A 15,781-nucleotide genomic window follows, 5' to 3' on the forward strand; every position below is an offset into this window, starting at 1 on the left:
GCACGTACTGTTCGGATGGTTCGGGGGGTGTGTTCGGATGTGCATTTCCGTACAAGACGAGGTACGGTTCCGTACAACTGGGAGCGATCGGACAGGTGTGCGGTGAACGGACGTAGCGGTACTCCACGTCGTGGAGAGTTCGAGTACGTGTTCCCGGCGATTCGCGGGGTTCAAGCTGGTCGAGAGTACTACTCGACCATGTTTCCGCTTCGCATGATCCCTCGTTTGTTCTCCTTCGATGACGAGGAGCTGCTACCTGAGCAGCGTGCGCAACGTACGCTCAACCGCTCACGCGTACCCGAAATGGCGCGCTATATCGTCGAGAATCCGGACAGCTACGTGTTCTCGGCCCTGACCGCATCCGTGAGCGCGGACGTGGAGTTCGATCCGATCACCGACGGTGTCGGTCCGAGTGACCGCATCGGCACGCTCCGTATACCGATGGACGCCCGTTTCGTCATCAACGACGGACAACACCGCCGTGCAGCGATCGAAGAAGCGCTCACGATGAACCCCGATGTCGGCGACGAGACGATTTCGATCGTTCTCTTTATCGACGTCGGTCTGGAACGATGCCAACAGATGTTCGCCGACCTCAACCGGTACGCAATTCGTCCAGCCCGGTCCATCAGCGTGCTCTACGACCATCGCGACGATCTGTCGGCGGTCACGAGAATGGCGGTTTTTAGTTCGGACTTCTATCGAGACCTCACCGAGACCGAGACGAGCAATCTGGCAGCGCGGTCTCGGAAGCTGTTCACGTTGTCGGCAATGTACAACGCGAATCGCGCATTGCTGGAGGGTATCGAGGAGGACTCGCTCGAGAAGCGTGCCGAGCTGGTTGGGAATTACTGGTCGGTGGTGGCAAAGCAGTTTCCGGAATGGGTCCAGGTTCGTGCCCGCGAAGTCACGGCTGGGGAGATTCGTCGGGACTTCATCCACAGCCACGGAATCGTTCTTCATGCCTTGGGCAAGGTGGGAAACGCGCTCCTCGAGCGCAGCCGGGACAAACGGTCGTGGGATCGTGCCCTTCGCCCCTTGCGTGAGATCGATTGGCACCGGTCGAATTCAGAGCTTTGGGAAGGCCGAGCCCTATCTGGCGGGCGTGTCTCGAAGAGCACCGGCAACGTTCTGCTGACCACTGCATTGTTGAGAACACGTTTGAATCTTCCGCTACCGGACGATGAGCAAAAAGCCGAGAACAACTTTCGACGAGGTGACTCAAGATGACCCGCAACCTGCCGATCCGTCCACGGTCGGCATTCGATGAGCTCGGACTGTCCGGCACCATCGAGGCTCTGATCGAGCAGACCCAGAAGCTCTACCTGGAGGATTCCATCCCGTGGGTCGTCGGTTACTCGGGAGGTAAGGACTCGACTGCGGTCCTGCAGTTGGTGTGGATGTCGCTTGCACAGCTGGAGCCGGCGAAGCGCACCAAGCTCGTGCACGTGATCAGCACGGACACCCTTGTCGAGAACCCTGTGGTTGCTGCATGGGTCACTCATTCGCTGAACACGATGGCAGACGCTGCGCAGGAGCAGGGACTGCCCATTGAGCCTCATCGGCTCACGCCGGCGGTGTCCGACACGTTCTGGGTGAATCTTGCCGGTCGCGGCTATCCCGCACCGCGGCCAAAGTTCCGGTGGTGCACCGAACGTTTGAAGATCAAGCCTTCCAACAACTTCATCATCAATATGGTGAAGTCCCACGGTGAGGCGATCCTCGTGCTCGGTACGCGGAAGGCGGAGAGCTCGGGACGATCCCATAGGATGACCGAGCTGGAAAGTCAGCGTGCTCGCGACATGTTGAGCCCGAACGGCTCTCTTCCCAACTGCCTCGTCTACTCGCCGGTCGAGGATTGGTCCAACGACGACGTCTGGACCTTCCTGATGCAGACGAAAAACCCGTGGGGTTACTCGAACAAGGAGCTCCTCACTATGTACCAGGGGGCCTCATCCGACGGTGAGTGCCCCCTTGTCGTCGACTCCTCAACGCCCAGCTGCGGCGACAGTCGGTTCGGATGCTGGACGTGCACGCTCGTCGAGAAGGACAAGTCGATGTCGGCGATGATCCAGAACGACGAGGAGAAGGAGTGGATGTTGCCGCTCCTCGAGCTGCGCGACGAACTCGATGTTCAGGATGATCGTCACCTGCGAGACTTCCGTCGGATGAACGGATCGGTGCAGCTTTTCAACGGCCGGAACATCCCCGGCCCGTACACACAAGAGTCGCGTGAGCGGTGGGTGCGGAAACTGCTCGAAGCCCAGACTTGGATCCGAGAGAACGGACCGTCGTACGTACAGGACCTCGAACTCATCACCCTGGACGAATTGGAAGAAATCCGCCGGATCTGGGTGGTGGACAAGCACGAGTTCGAAGACAGCCTGCCCATCATCTATCGCGAAACCACAGGTGCGGAGTATCCAGGGCGGCCACTTGATGAGCACTTGCCACTCGGCCCGGATACGGTCGAAATCCTCCGGGAAGTGGTTGGCGACGATCGCGTTCATTTCGAGCTCGTTCGCGAGTTGCTCGATGTCGAGCAGCGGCATCGCTCCCAAGCACGCCGTGCAGGACTGTTCGATTCTTTGACGAAGGCGCTGCGTAAGGGCTTCTACGAAAACGAAGGGGATGCACTGCAGCGCGCAACAGACCGAGCAAGTGCGGTAGACCGATTGCGAGTTACGGACGGTCCTGACGAGCTCGACATCGCTGATGGCTATGTGCAGCCTGCTCGCGCAGGGGGCGAGCGATGATCCTCGACGAACTGGTTCTTCAGAACGTCGGCACGTTCTCGGGCCGCCACACAATCACTCTGACTCCGAAATCGAAGACGAAGCCGGTTGTTCTCGTGGGTGGCTTGAACGGTGCCGGCAAGACCACGGTGCTGGAGGCGATTCACCTTGCGCTGTACGGCGCGCTCGCGCAGCCGAACGGACGCCGCGCGGGCGGGTACGAGAACTACCTCGTCGGATTGACGCATCGCGGAGCACCTGCGAAGTCGATCTCGGCAGTCGAGTTGGAGTTCCGCGCCTTCCAGCAAGGGAAAGAGCACGTATATCGGATCAGTCGTCGGTGGGGCGGCGCGAAAGCTCCAGGTCGCGAGAGCCTCGATGTGGAAGTCGACGGTCGACTCGACCGTGCCTTGACTTCCACATGGAGCGAGCACGTCGAGACGTTCCTCCCTCGCGGAATCGCCGGCCTGTTCTTCTTCGATGGAGAGCAGATCGAGGCACTCGCAGACTTGGAGAAGTCGCGCGAGGTCCTGGCCTCGGCGCTCTCGGCTCTTCTCGGACTCGATCTTGTCGACAGACTTGCCACGGATCTGTCGGTGTTGCGCCGTCGGCACCGAACGAACCAGATTCCCGAGTCTCTGAGGTCCGAGGTCGAGGCGAAGCGCGAACTCGTGACCCGAGCCCGCCAACTCGAAGAGGGGACCGTCGAAGCTTTGGCGCGGGCACGCGTCGAGCTCGAACGCGCTGACAAGGAGCGATCCGAAGCCAGATCGGATTACCAGGCGCGGGGCGGTGAAGTCGCAGAGACACGAGCACAGACGGAAAAGGCCGCTGATGGCCTTCGTGCAGCGCTCACGCAGGTCGATGACGACTTGCGTGCCGAGGCGTCCGACGCCGCTCCTCTGCTTCTCGTGACCGATCTCCTTCACGAGGTCGAGTCGCATGCAACAGACGAGTCGACTTTGTGGAATCGGCGTGCCATGGCAGATGTACTCGCAAAGCGCGACGACTCGGTGCTTACTGTGCTTCGCGACAGCGGCGCTGGAGACAATGTGCTCACTGCGATCGCCGCCTTCATGCAGCAAGACCGTGCAGAGCGTAGCCAGAATGTCGATGTCAAAGACATCACTGGCCTTGGGCGACCGGACTCCATCCGGGTTTTGCGCGAAACTGCGCTTCCCTCGAGTCGTCGCCGAATCGGTGAACTGGTTCAGCGTCGAAGGGGTATTGGTGACGAACTCGACCAGATCGAGCGCGTACTCGTCGCCATGCCTGATCCTGAGTCGCTCGAAGAGGTGCGGCGAGTACTCGATGAAGCCTCGGACCGTTACGTCCGTGCTGAAACCAAAGTCACGACATTGGACGAGGAGCTCGCAGTACGACGGACCGAACGGGCGAAGGTCGACGCAGACTACGAACGAATCCTAGAGAAGTACGCACAGGCCAACCTGGCGCTTGAGGACGACACACGAATCGTTGAGCATGTGGACAAGGTCCGCACGACTCTCGAAGCGTTGCAGGTCGCAGCGAAGAAGCGCTACCTCGGACGTATCGGCGAGTACGTCCTGGAGGCACTCCATCGGCTGCTGCGTAAGAACAAACTGGTGACCTCGGTCCAGATCGATCCCGAGACGTACACCGTGGAACTCACCAGTCCGGGTGGCAAGCCGCTTCCAGCGAACCAGCTGTCCGCAGGCGAACGACAACTGCTTGCGGTGTCACTTCTGTGGGGCCTTGCGCGAGCATCAGGGCAGCCACTGCCCGTCGTTGTCGATACGCCTTTGGGTCGACTTGACGGGGAACATAGAGAGCACCTCATCGAGAGGTACTTCCCTTTCGCGAGTCATCAGGTCGTCCTGCTGTCGACCGATACGGAGATCGACGAGCAGGCGTTCCGCCGAATCAAGAAGCATGTCGGACGGTCGTACTGCCTCGACTACGACCACGAGAGTGCATCCACGTCGGTTCGATCCGGATATTTCTGGGAGTAAACGTAGTGACTGTCGAGCATGTACGTCTCTCGAAGACGGCGCGAGATCAATTGGTGACGTTGAAGCGACGCACGGGGATCGGCCAGTGGAATGTCCTGTGCCGCTGGGCGCTCTGTCGTTCCCTGGCAGAACGTTCGGTGCCGCCGGCTGCCAGAATCGTCACCGATAGCAACGTCGAGATGACGTGGAAAGTGTTTGCCGGCGCTCACGGTGATGTTCTGTGGGCAGCTCTGAGGGTCAGATGCCACAACGACGGGCTGGGTCTTGATGATGAGACCCTTGTTACTCAATTCCGCCTCCATCTTCATCGAGGCATTGGATACTTGATCGGGGACACACGTTCCTCCGACATCGAAGGGCTCGTGGAGCTGGCACTCGCGGAGTAGCGCATGACAACGATCGGACCTACCGCCCGTCACAAGACAGCTATGGTCCGATCGGCGTTGTCACGACCGATGGGGCTCGCCCTGGCCGATGGCATCATCAAGCGCGAGGCGACAGTCTTCGACTATGGGTGCGGCCGAGGCGGCGATATCCATCACCTTCAAGGACTCGGCTTCTCAGTGTCTGGGTGGGATCCCGCACACCGTCCCGACGTCGGGATGGTCTCATCGGACGTAGTCAACCTCGGATATGTCGTCAACGTGATCGAGGATCCGGGCGAGCGTGCTCAGGTGCTGAGATCCGCTTGGAACCTGACACAAAATGTTCTCGTGGTCTCCGCTCGCTTGACCTGGGAAGCGCGTGAGCTGGTTGGTCGTCGCGTAGGGGACGGGATCCTCACCCGTGTGGGGACGTTCCAGAAGTTCTACGACCAATCCGAACTCGCTGCATGGATCGAGTCAGTCCTTGGAACGAAGCCCCTCGCCGCCGCACCAGGCGTCTTCTACGTGTTTCGGGACGAAGCCACCCAGCAGGACTTCCTTGCGAATCGCGTCTACGAGTACCGACCACGCATCATTATCGATCCTCATGAGGAGTACGAGCGCAACCGCGAGAACCTTGCACCCTTATTCGATTTTCTGACTGCGCACGCGAGGCCACCCAAGCGTAGTGAGTTGAGTGCTGAAGCAGAAGCGTCCGTTCTGGATGCGAGCGGCACACTGGGAAGAGCGGTCAATCTGATCTACCAGGTGACGAACGACTCCCATTGGGAACAGGTAAGGATTCAACGTCGGTCCGAACTACTGGTGTACGCCGCAATGTCGCGCTTCGGACGTAAACCACGGTTCTCGCAGCTAGGGGCTACTCTCCAGCGTGATATCAGAACCCATTTCGGCACCTACCGAGACCTCACGAACCAGGGCGACCGACTCCTCGCGGCGGTCGGAAACCAAACGATGGTGCTGATGTCGGCACGAAGCTCCAGACTTGGTAAGCAAACTCCGTCCGCGTTGTATGTCCATCGTTCTGCACTGGCTGAGCTGGCGCCGATCTTGCAGTTATACGAGGGTTGCGCACGGATTCTTGCTGGGACTGTCCAAAATGCCAACATGGTCAAACTTTCGGTGTCGGAACCGCAGGTGTCATTTCTTTCATATCCGAACTTCGATAGGGATGCGCATCCGCTTCTCGAATCGGCTGTCACTGTCAACCTGCCGCAGCTCAGCGTTGTTTGGCGGGACTATTCTCGTTCGAATAACCCCCCGATTTTGCATCGTAAGGAGGAGTTTCTGTCTCATGACGACCCGAGGCGGGCGATCTATCGGAAGTTGACTCGTTCTGAAATTCGTGCAGGTCTTTATAAAGATCCTTCCCGGATTGGAACGAAGCGCGGTTGGGATTCAGTGCTTAAGGAGTCAGGGCGAATAGTGCGGGGACACCGGCTGTGCCGATCCTGTTGCGATCTGGGGTGAAAGGGCCTCGGCGTAGCTAGCTCTCGCTGAAAATTCTTAACGATTACGTTGTGGAATAAGTCCAATCATTCGCACTAGTCTCCATGGGTCATGCTCGTCGCAGTAGACAGCGCAATTTGCGGGGTTGAGTGATCCCTCAGTATATCGTGGAGCTATTACGAGCTCGGAATTTTCCAGTCGCGCCCGACATCCTCCAGGATATTCACAACGGCCGCGAAGCGCGACCAATCTCAACACCCAAAAGGGGGCGGGAGGATTTACCCAGCCGAGCCCGTTGATCAATATTGGAGGCAGTGATCCGGTGCCTACATCGTAGATACTCGATCGTGCTCCTTTGGTCTTATTGCACCAGCCGCAGGCAAGTTTAAGATTTGACTCGTCGCTCGAACCTCCTCTCGCAACAGACGAAACGTGGTCGATCTCAATTAATTGATCTCGGCTGGTGCTCCTAGGCCGTGTGAAGTCGACGAGTAGTGGGGGTTCAATCTCTTTCAGGGTTCCGCCGGTTTCCCGGCTAAGAAATTTATCACGGGCGGTATCCCCGAATAGGAACCCGCATAGGTAGCAGCGCGGGTTAGGTTCCGCCGAAAACCATAACTTCTCCTTCAAGTCTAACGCTATAGCATTGCGACCTTTCCGTCTCCGTTGCTCGATTATTCCCCAGCTGATTTCGGTGAGTTGAGTGGCTACGTCTCTTAATTCGTCCGATGGAATACTTGCATAACGAGCAATCAGCGCGGACCGGATCTCGTAGTATAGGTGAGCGTATCCCTTGTTCTCGTCGTGCGTGTATGCAGCTACATTAATCAAGCTGTCGATGTACCAATTCGTCCATGCTGTTTTTATATCAGCCTCTAACAACCAGGCTTGAGGTCCAAGAAAGTCTCGGGGTATATTATGTCCAGAAATCGCCCTCAGGGGATCAGTATGCCAACTGGCATTGTTTGACTCTTGGAAGGTTAAGAGGTAGTTCCGTAAATCGTGTGCACTTACCATAAGGCTGATCCCCGGAGCGGACTAAGGATGATAGTTCTCTACCCGGGGAAGTCGTTCGGGATCTTTCCTATACTCGAACCAGGTTTGGGCCCACTTGATACGCACTGCCTTCTGATCTTTCTTAAGTCCATCCATCTTCCAGGGTCGTGCGAAGTACTGTCGATCGACGCCCTCGAGCCAGGATTCGAACGCGCTATTTACATCTGCTGCAGTATTCAGGGTGCGGTCCTTGTCATCAAGGAACTGAAAAAAATCCGCAGCAAGAATCGTCAAGCTGACCCTATTGAATAGATTCCCAGCCGTGTTCCCCCAATAGTTGGGAGTTCCAGGATCGTTGCTGCCGAACTCGTCTCGCACAAGAGTGAAGAATCGGATAAAGACCTCTCTCCACGGGCCGTCGGTAGTGGACCAATATTCGAGTTCTTTGCCCTCCTCGATGTAGTCTGGAATGTACTTAGAGTTGGGGAGCATCCGTCGGCGCCAACGTGCAGCGTAATCATTCTTCTGGTGGAACAGTGTTCCGCCTTTGAGTTCTCGGAATATGGTAGTCAGCCCTTTAAGGACGTTCCATTGTAGGAGTCCAGCAGAATCTGAGACTCCGGTCTGAACCAGATTGTGGAATGGGCTTTCTTCGGCGCGGGTTAGGTATGCAATTGCCTGAGAGTCCTCAAGCCGAATCCCGGAGTTCCGAAGACGTTGAGCGACTGGCTCAAGTTCGTCTCTTGAGAGGGACGTCGACACAATTGTACCAAGAAGAGCTTTCCCGATCGGAGTCGCCTTTTGGTTCACAACGACAAACTGGAACACGTGCTCGCTGGGAGACGGATCCATCAGTAACGAGACCGGCAGCTTCCGTGAATACTTAGACGTGATCGCTACTACAGCATCGTCCGGTTCCGTACCCATTTCGATCATTTCTCTGACTGCTGCCCGCCCCTCTGGCGAGTTTGCGGCGTCGTGAGCTGCCTTTACAGCTCCTCCGAGACGATGTTGACCATCGACCAGCACCACCGGTTCCAGATAACTGAGCATTGCGTCTTTGGAAAACCCAAGAAGTGATTCGGGGATCTCTGTGGGATTTAGACGTGCCAGGATATTTCGGCGAATCCTCAGTTCTTGGTAGAAATCCACGAGTTGAGTTTCTTCTAGGAGTAGGACGGCAGTGGGATCCTCGGACGCCTCGTTCTGGGGTTCATCCAATTCCGAAGAGCTCGATCCGTCATTGTCGTCCCCTGCGCTGGAGTCGTCGGAAGGGTCGGTGAATGTATGGATCTCAGATGCTGCTCGGATCGCTTTTTCCAATCTGGCAGTATCGATGGGGTGATCTTTCAGGGGAGGCACCCGTGTTTCAAGCTTGTCGATCAGTCGATCAATTAGCTCGAGGAGGTTGAATTCGTGAAGGCTTCCTGTCTCGATCTCAATTTCGCCGAAACAGGAGTCATTGCTCATTGGGGTGAATCTGACTGAAGCTTCCTCTTGAAGTGCGCAGAGGAGGGGATTTTGCACTACATTATTGACTTCGTGGAAGAATTCAGCGAGTTCCCGGAGGCGTGGCTTACTTGCTTCGCGCTGGAATCCGACCGTCTCGCCGTCGCCTAAACGCCCGCGTTGCGGTACCCCGACCCACTTCTCGATTTCCGTCGCTGGAGCACCGAATAGTACAAGTGCCTTACTGTCCGATGTCTGATTCATCAGGTAGGCGGGGTAACGATACGCGGTTTGAGCCATGGGTGCGATCCTAACTTGGACTCGACGCGGACTTGACGATCCTGCCTAGCTAGCCAGGTTGGCTTTCAGGTCGGCGATGTCGGCGGCGGGTGAAGACTGAATCAGACGGCACTGGAAAACTGGCCTGCTTGGAGACGCTGACCTCAGTCGAGCTCAGGAGGAAGCGGTTGTCGTCTGTGGAGAACTAGGCCGAGATCTGGTGAGGAGCGTATGAGCGGGTCACCAACCCAGGGACGTTCCTGACCGTGGTGGCCAAAGACCGAGCGTGGACCCGAGCGTTGTTGGGTCGTGGTTTGGCCCGAGAAGCTGCGCATATCGAGTGGACTGGTCCTCCGACCGTTCGACAGCGGCGATGCCGATTCGGTCCTCGTGCCCTTCGCCGATGGCGCGGTCCCAATGAATCGCCCTGAGTTCGCCGTGCCCAGGGCTGTGTCGGTCCGGGCACCTGCTCAGCGAATGTTGTTGCACTACAAATGTCGTCGTCGCAGAAGAACCTGCGGACCATGAGATGCACTACAAATGTCGTCGTCGCAGAAGAACCTGCGGACCATGAGATCGAGGGCGACCCGATGCGCCCCGATGGTCGCGTCGGCGGGCCGGCGTCGATACCGTGAGTGCACCCGACTCGAGGCGGTGCCGCACTTCGGACACTGTCCCTCGTTGCCTCGTGGATGGGCCGTGATCGCCGATCGTGGCATCGATCAGGCGAATGGCGTCGATGACGATGTCGTTCAGGTGCGGTAGGAGAGCTGTCAGGGGCGCGAGGTCACACCGAGATGATCTTGGTCTACCGCAGATTCCTGCTGATCAGCGGCGTGCTGTCGCCTTCACGGAAAGTGCGCCAGATCCATTTTCAATGAGCGCCATCAGATGACGGATACCACGGCGACGGCTGAGATCGGACACCGCGGCGAGCACGTCGAGAAGTCCGAGGCCGGGCAGTTCGGAGGCAGCGAGATCGGACCTGCTGTCGGACACAGCGACGTACATGGGTGAAGATGGAGCAGCGGGCACGGTTCGTTCCTGTCGGTGACGATTGTGTAGGAGCTTGAATCATCACAGCAGCGACCGTGCCCGCTCTCGACCACCCCGTCACCGCGCCAGCGCTCACTGAAACTACAGGTCACAACCGTTCGTCAACGACTTTGCCGGGCCGCTGGGGTACTGTCGGCTGACGACATAAGGCCTCTAGACACCACGCAGCGATCGACGCCCGCCCCACGTTAGGTGCCTCGCAAGCGGCCTCTAGTGGCTTGGTTTGTCGCTCGCTCAGTAGGTGAACACGTCGCCCAAGTTGTGTTCTAAGAGCTCGACGTGAGCTGGAATATGGTGCCAACAGGCTACAGCTAGCTCACGTAACTGACGCTCAGACAGAAGCCTGTCCAGCTCATCCAGGATGGGAGGGAGAATTTCCACATCCACAGCCGCGTAGTGGACTTGAGTCTTGGTTAACTCAGGTTGAGACCAGTCGGATAAGCGAGGAGTCTTGTCCAGAACGACGCCCAGCAGTAAGTGGGCCAGTCCCGCCAGAGACTGACGGTCCTTGTCGTGTGGCCACAGGATCTTCGCAGCCACCTTAGAGCACACGACAGACCTTGCCTTCGACTGAAAGGTATGCCGCAGAAACCCCAGATCGAAGACTGCATGGTGAAACCCCTTCACGATCTCCTCAGCAGCCAACACCTGCAGTAGGCGCGTCGGCTGTAGCGTCGGATCGACCCTGACGATCTCGGTGCCTACGCCAGGGACGTGAAGCTGCACCGTACACAGACCGTCGATCTTAGGGCTAAGCCCAGTCGTCTCGGTATCGATGGTTACTCGCCCGCATTGGCGAGCAGCAGCAAGAAAGGACGACGACAGGTCGCCGTCCCGTACTACAACAGTACTGGCCAGGGGATCGATCTTCTTCATGGCTCTAGTGAACACCGAGCCTCTGACGAACTGGCATACCATCGCCTCCGATCCACGCAACTGCGCCGGTCGATTGCACTAAGGAGTAGGAGACGTATGACAGGCTTTGGTCTCTACGAGACATTGCGGATCTTTCTGCCCGGGGCCGTCGCAGCGGTCGTCCTCAATCTCATACTGAGGCTGGCGACCGGCTCGGGCGTCATGTACGCAGGGGGGCCGGCAGCGCCCCTCATCGACGCGTTGACCGGCTTCTCATTCGTCTTTGTCGCTCTGGCCTTCGGGTTCCTAATCTACGTGACGGACTTACCGGTTCGCACGCGCCTCCATGCAGAGGGCGATCCGAAGAACGGTTACGAGATGCCAGCCGCTACGTTGCAACGGATCCTACGATCGGCTTCAGGTAGTCAGAAACAATTGCTCATTGATCGCGATCGGTCGATCTATTTCTTGCTCACCGACACACACCTACCTGCTGAACTTCATCGCCGAGTCTATTTTTTCGGGAGTATGTTCAAGCTCTACTTCGATGTCCGCTTTTTAATGATGCTTGCCCTTGCGTTTGGACCAGCTGTCGGATTCGCAATTTCACACGGAAACCCTGCCCCTTTTACCATAAACTGGTCATACATGCCCTCGGTATCGGTGTGTCTATTCTTCGTACTAATCGCTGGTGTTCTGGCTGAACGGAATCATGCGAAGGCTTCAATAGCGCGGCACGGCGCAACACCGTATTGGAAAGAGCTCGGGGATGCCGTCAAGGGAACGATGCTCGGCGCCCTGGTCATCTCTGCCGCTCAACTGATCGGTTGGTTCCTTGTAGCTCAGCCCTCCTGGGGGCTAAGCGCCCTGGGTCTACTGCTTTGTGCTATCAGTATGATTCTGTGGGCATTCTTCGAAATGGGGCCCCCGTCAGGGAATTTCAACACAAATACGATCGCTAAATCGACTATCCGTACCCCGGTGTTACGCGTTCTTAAATGCAAAGACTCTGAACGTCCGCAATTCTACCCAGCGCAACGAATGTTGATCGACTTCGCTCTCGTGGCCCCAGCGTTAGGCGGCGCGGCAAGCCTTGCAGTTCTGCAGGACCGTTCTCCTTGGACGGTACTGTTCTGGGGCGCATTTGCTGGAATCGCTACTTTGATACTTACGGTCCGAAAACATGAGGTTCAACTGCTCAGATCTTTCCGGGATCAGTCCACCTGGCTTGAACTAAACAGGAGAGCGATCGTGGGACTCGTCGAAGAACCGGATGACGGATCCTGGGTACTTTCTCAAGACGGATAACAGCGCGCGGCCGGCCGGTCCAGCGTTCACCACCAAACCGGCATTAGAGACGCCTTCCAATGCACGGCACATCGCGCGTTCGGCGCCTGCGTCACCGAGAGCAGGCGAGTAGGGGGTGAAATGGCCCTGCTCGCCCAGCTCGACTCCGATCGTGCGCTCGTAGCTCAAGCAATGTTCGGCGGTTAAACGTCGACAAATTGTAGGGAAGGTCGAGTTCGACGGGCGTCACAGTGTTGTGCTTGCCGGCGCGGTCGTTGTATTTATGGCCGACCCGCTGCTAGCTTGGGAGCGAAACACCTGCCTGGTCGTTGGTGAGATACTCGATCACATTCGTGCCTTCAGACCGTCGAGCGCAGCGTCGACGAGCTGCTTATCCAGGGTGCCTGTGGCCAATGAGGCCGCCGGTATTCATGTAGTCGAGGACTCCGTAGCCTTCGAACTACCGTTGGCCGAAACCGCAGCAATCAGATTATGAATTGGTCAGGGCCGACATCCGCCTGACCGATCATTGTCCGATTGCTGCAGTTCGAGCAGTGGGCTTCGGGTCAATCTATCGATCGAGAGGTCTGTTATTCACCAAGTGACTCCGCCTAACAGATCTTCAACGGCCACATCTGCCGGCGCGCTGTTATCGGTGAGCGCGCAGGTCACGAGTTCGGATACGATTAGTGCAGGAGGTTGCTTCCTCGTGTTCACTAGTTCCTGAATATACTCAAGTCCACCGTTTGCATATTCCTCAAATATTGTGACGCGTTCCTGGAGGCGCGCGTCATCCATAACTTCAGGGTCGTTTCCGACCTCGTTCGCGGCTATCATACTGACGAGTGTGTCGGCAAAGGACGGACCCACAAGTGTGTCGTAACGAATTGGGTCACCAGCGACAGCGGTGAATGACACTCGTCGACCCTGAGTAAATCCAACCGCAGCCGCGAATAGCAAGATGTCTCGGAAGGCCGGAAACTTGCCTTCCTGTTGCAGTTCGAGCATGAGGCGTTCGTGTTGCTGGGGACGGCGGGCTCGAACGTCGGCGGGTGTGGTCACAGGATCACCTTCAATTCAGTGCGATCAGTGTCGGAAGCGCGGATGTAGGGGTACGTCGTGCCGTTTATCTCAATGTCGTCGGCGACATCACCTTGAGCCGTTGTATGAGTCTCAAGTACCCCTAGATTGCTGACGTACGGCATCAGTTCGGTGATCACCGTGCCCATACCCTGGCTCTTACTAACCAGGACCACAAGCTGAGGTGCCATCTTGGCGAGTGCGCGCGCGACAGCTTCCTGGTAGTCCTCATCCAGTGAACCGAATGCAGCGTCCATCACGATGGGGTAAGTGCCGGCGTCGATACTCGTCTGCTCTTCGGCACGACGTTCGGTCCGGATCTCGCGGGCCAATTTCGAGACGGCGGCAACGAAACTGAGACTGAGGATCTGATTCTCACCAGTCGACTTCGGCACGGGAAGTTCGACTCCATTGACCGTCTTGTGAAGTGTCAGCTCGAACTTTTCGGTCAGCGTCGGCACATGACTTTGGTGTGTGATGGTCGCAAAGACCGCCTTGAGCTCCTTGTCGAGTCGATTCCGCATATCTCTAGCGCGGATCTCGAGAATCTCGGTGAGCGCCTTCTTCACCGACTGAACGAGATCGAGTCGGGCACGCGCTTTCAGTGCGAGTTCGTCCGTGACTTCGGCCTTCGACCGTTCACGGGTTTTGGCCTCGATGTCTTTGGCGAGCCTATCGATCTCGCTCTTGGCCGATCCGATCTGTTGCTCTTTCGCGCGAATCATGTCCAGGAGTTCCATGTGCTTGCTCTCGAGTCCCTGAACATCCTCGCGCCTACTGTCACGCAGCTTGCCGTCGAGTTCGGACTTTTCGGCAATCAGACGATCCACCCGGTCGTGTTCGTCGCCGATGCGCTTCGCGATGCCCGACAAGTCACTACGCAGCGATTTTCGGGTCGATTCCAGTTCATCGATATTGCCGGAGAGCTTCTGCCACGCAGTTTCGACAGCTTGAAGACCGGCTTGTTGCCGCCAGCTCTGGACATGCCTCCACGAGTCGGAGCCCTCAGTGAGCTCGGCTCCGCAAATGCATACCTTCTTCTCTAGGAGGTCGTCCACAAACTCACGCTTGAGAGGCGCGGGGAGCGCACCGCGCCGATACAGGTCTTCGGCCATCTCCTTGGTGTCCCAAGCGAGTGCATCCGTAAATGCCAGGAATCCGCGAGTTGCAATTAGAGTCGCGCGTTCGGTCACCGCGATTTCGTATGCACGCCGCGCGTCGACGAGCTCCTGTTCTACCTGATCGCGTCGTTGTTGGATCGGTGCGGCGTCCGCATTCTCGCGAAGCAGCTCGAGCACCCGTTCACGTTCGGCGTTCAGCGAGGCGACTTCGCTTTCAAGGACGATTCGCCGCTCGTGTGCTTCGTCCTGCTGATCATTGAGCTTGTCGATCTCCTCCTGAATCTGTCCCGCTCGCTCACCGCCGTTCTTACGTAGGTCGGCAGAAAGCTTGCGATCAACCTTCGGGAGATGGGTGAGCGCGCGCTCGACCTGCTCGAGATCGAGAAGGACTTTGATGTCTTTCTGAACTTCCGCGTACGCATCTTTCTTGACGAGGTTCTCGATGCGTTCGCCATTGAAGAAGAAGAACCGGCTGACGCCACGCGGCAGGATTGTGTAGATCATCTCTTGAGGCGCTTTGATTTCCTCGGATGCCCCATCGGGCGTTGTTGCCCAAAGCTGCACAACGGGGACAGCACGCTGCTGGTGGTCGGACTCCTTCCTCAGCGTCGCTGAACGGAGGAGCCGGTAACTCTTATCTTCATGAGAGAACTTGACTTCGACGGACACGACGACGGACTCGCCAATAGAGGTCGAGCGCCAGATTGCGTCGGTTACGAGGCGCTCTTGCTGCTCTACGTCGTCTGACAATCCCCCGTAGAGGGCCCACGTGAACGCATTTAGAAGGGTAGTCTTGCCGGATCCGTTGGCGCCAAATATCAGCGTCACCGGCCGGGTGTTGTCTGATTCGAGACCGAAACTCTGATACCCTGCAAACTGACGGAAGTTCTCGAGCGTGATCGACTGGAGCTTCACGGAATAATTCCCTTCACTGCATCGAGGATGTCCTCGGTTCCGTCATAGGCACTCAGGTGCAGCTTGGCGCGCTCGATCTCGAGAACTCGTTTGAGCAGAGCTCTCTCTTCGTCGGAGAGCGCACCGATCACATCCTTCTCGGTGCGGGTGCGTTCGGTCATCATCGTTCCTTCCAGCGTGGC

Annotated in this window: 14 protein-coding genes; 6 read left to right on the plus strand and 8 right to left on the minus strand. The window is 57.4% G+C overall.

Annotated elements, in window-relative coordinates; translation table 11 throughout:
* Positions 1-102: 102 nt before the first annotated feature.
* From dndB to RR3_RS02085, 5 genes are read left to right on the plus strand one after another with little or no spacing between them, the layout of a single operon-like run.
* Positions 103-1,230, plus strand: coding sequence for a DNA sulfur modification protein DndB (dndB, locus tag RR3_RS02065; protein WP_072786298.1), 1,128 nt, complete (start codon positions 103-105; stop codon positions 1,228-1,230).
* A complete protein-coding gene (gene dndC, locus RR3_RS02070; protein WP_064065956.1) occupies positions 1,227-2,756 on the plus strand; it encodes a DNA phosphorothioation system sulfurtransferase DndC in 1,530 nt (509 codons plus the stop codon). The genes dndB and dndC overlap by 4 nt, the downstream gene beginning before the upstream one ends.
* A complete protein-coding gene (gene dndD / locus RR3_RS02075; RefSeq protein WP_064065955.1) occupies positions 2,753-4,726 on the plus strand; it encodes a DNA sulfur modification protein DndD in 1,974 nt (657 codons plus the stop codon). The genes dndC and dndD overlap by 4 nt, the downstream gene beginning before the upstream one ends.
* A 5-nt stretch (positions 4,727-4,731) precedes the next feature.
* Entirely contained in the window at positions 4,732-5,112 is a 381-nt protein-coding gene (dndE, locus tag RR3_RS02080) for a DNA sulfur modification protein DndE (protein ID WP_064065954.1), read from the plus strand.
* Between the two features lie 3 nt (positions 5,113-5,115).
* Positions 5,116-6,582: a DNA phosphorothioation-associated putative methyltransferase gene (locus tag RR3_RS02085; protein WP_064065953.1), complete on the plus strand. Its 1,467-nt coding sequence runs from the start codon at positions 5,116-5,118 to the stop codon at positions 6,580-6,582.
* Between the two features lie 36 nt (positions 6,583-6,618).
* Here the strand turns inward: RR3_RS02085 and RR3_RS25300 are convergent, their stop codons facing one another.
* The 5 genes from RR3_RS25300 to RR3_RS02105 all read right to left on the minus strand — a co-directional run bounded on the left by RR3_RS25300 (position 6,619) and on the right by RR3_RS02105 (position 11,217).
* Positions 6,619-7,578 carry an HNH endonuclease signature motif containing protein gene (locus tag RR3_RS25300; RefSeq protein WP_082900285.1) on the minus strand — a complete coding sequence of 320 codons (960 nt, stop codon included), beginning with the start codon at positions 7,576-7,578 and terminating at the stop codon, positions 6,619-6,621.
* Positions 7,579-7,599: 21 nt separating this feature from the next.
* A complete protein-coding gene (locus RR3_RS24585) occupies positions 7,600-9,306 on the minus strand; it encodes a ParB N-terminal domain-containing protein (protein WP_064065952.1) in 1,707 nt (568 codons plus the stop codon).
* Positions 9,307-9,773: 467 nt separating this feature from the next.
* Entirely contained in the window at positions 9,774-10,004 is a 231-nt protein-coding gene (locus RR3_RS02100) for a transposase family protein (RefSeq protein WP_072786302.1), read from the minus strand.
* 109 nt (positions 10,005-10,113) lie between these two features.
* The gene (locus RR3_RS24590) at positions 10,114-10,296 is read right to left on the minus strand and encodes a hypothetical protein (protein WP_139278870.1); all 183 of its coding nucleotides are present in this window, start codon (positions 10,294-10,296) and stop codon (positions 10,114-10,116) included.
* A 279-nt stretch (positions 10,297-10,575) separates the two neighbouring features.
* Positions 10,576-11,217: a 3'-5' exonuclease family protein gene (locus RR3_RS02105; protein WP_159105349.1), complete on the minus strand. Its 642-nt coding sequence runs from the start codon at positions 11,215-11,217 to the stop codon at positions 10,576-10,578.
* 96 nt (positions 11,218-11,313) lie between these two features.
* On the opposite strand from RR3_RS02105, the gene RR3_RS24595 reads away from it, so the two are divergent.
* Positions 11,314-12,504: a hypothetical protein gene (locus tag RR3_RS24595; RefSeq protein ID WP_139278871.1), complete on the plus strand. Its 1,191-nt coding sequence runs from the start codon at positions 11,314-11,316 to the stop codon at positions 12,502-12,504.
* 573 nt (positions 12,505-13,077) lie between these two features.
* On the opposite strand, the gene RR3_RS24600 is transcribed toward RR3_RS24595, so the two are convergent.
* Genes RR3_RS24600 through RR3_RS24795 form a run of 3 tightly spaced genes read right to left on the minus strand, consistent with a single transcriptional unit; the run spans position 13,078 to position 15,760 of the window.
* Positions 13,078-13,545: a DNA phosphorothioation-associated 4-like protein gene (locus RR3_RS24600; protein ID WP_139278872.1), complete on the minus strand. Its 468-nt coding sequence runs from the start codon at positions 13,543-13,545 to the stop codon at positions 13,078-13,080.
* Positions 13,542-15,599, minus strand: coding sequence for an AAA family ATPase (locus RR3_RS02115; protein ID WP_064065950.1), 2,058 nt, complete (start codon positions 15,597-15,599; stop codon positions 13,542-13,544). The genes RR3_RS24600 and RR3_RS02115 overlap by 4 nt, the downstream gene beginning before the upstream one ends.
* Entirely contained in the window at positions 15,596-15,760 is a 165-nt protein-coding gene (locus RR3_RS24795) for a hypothetical protein (protein WP_156525154.1), read from the minus strand. The genes RR3_RS02115 and RR3_RS24795 overlap by 4 nt, the downstream gene beginning before the upstream one ends.
* Between the last annotated feature and the right edge of the window lie 21 nt (positions 15,761-15,781).

Source organism: Rhodococcus ruber NBRC 15591, from assembly GCF_001894945.1.
GTDB lineage: Bacteria > Actinomycetota > Actinomycetes > Mycobacteriales > Mycobacteriaceae > Rhodococcus > Rhodococcus ruber.

Coding starts and splice junctions, on each gene's coding strand:
- RR3_RS24595 (WP_139278871.1), top strand. CDS start 11,314: ATGACAGGCTTTGGTCTCTACGAGACATTGCGGATCTTTCTGCCCGGG.
- dndC (WP_064065956.1), top strand. CDS start 1,227: ATGACCCGCAACCTGCCGATCCGTCCACGGTCGGCATTCGATGAGCTC.
- RR3_RS24585 (WP_064065952.1), bottom strand. CDS start 9,306: ATGGCTCAAACCGCGTATCGTTACCCCGCCTACCTGATGAATCAGACA.
- RR3_RS02100 (WP_072786302.1), bottom strand. CDS start 10,004: ATGCCACGATCGGCGATCACGGCCCATCCACGAGGCAACGAGGGACAG.
- RR3_RS24795 (WP_156525154.1), bottom strand. CDS start 15,760: ATGACCGAACGCACCCGCACCGAGAAGGATGTGATCGGTGCGCTCTCC.
- RR3_RS02085 (WP_064065953.1), top strand. CDS start 5,116: ATGACAACGATCGGACCTACCGCCCGTCACAAGACAGCTATGGTCCGA.
- RR3_RS02105 (WP_159105349.1), bottom strand. CDS start 11,217: ATGAAGAAGATCGATCCCCTGGCCAGTACTGTTGTAGTACGGGACGGC.
- RR3_RS24590 (WP_139278870.1), bottom strand. CDS start 10,296: ATGTACGTCGCTGTGTCCGACAGCAGGTCCGATCTCGCTGCCTCCGAA.
- dndD (WP_064065955.1), top strand. CDS start 2,753: ATGATCCTCGACGAACTGGTTCTTCAGAACGTCGGCACGTTCTCGGGC.
- RR3_RS25300 (WP_082900285.1), bottom strand. CDS start 7,578: ATGGTAAGTGCACACGATTTACGGAACTACCTCTTAACCTTCCAAGAG.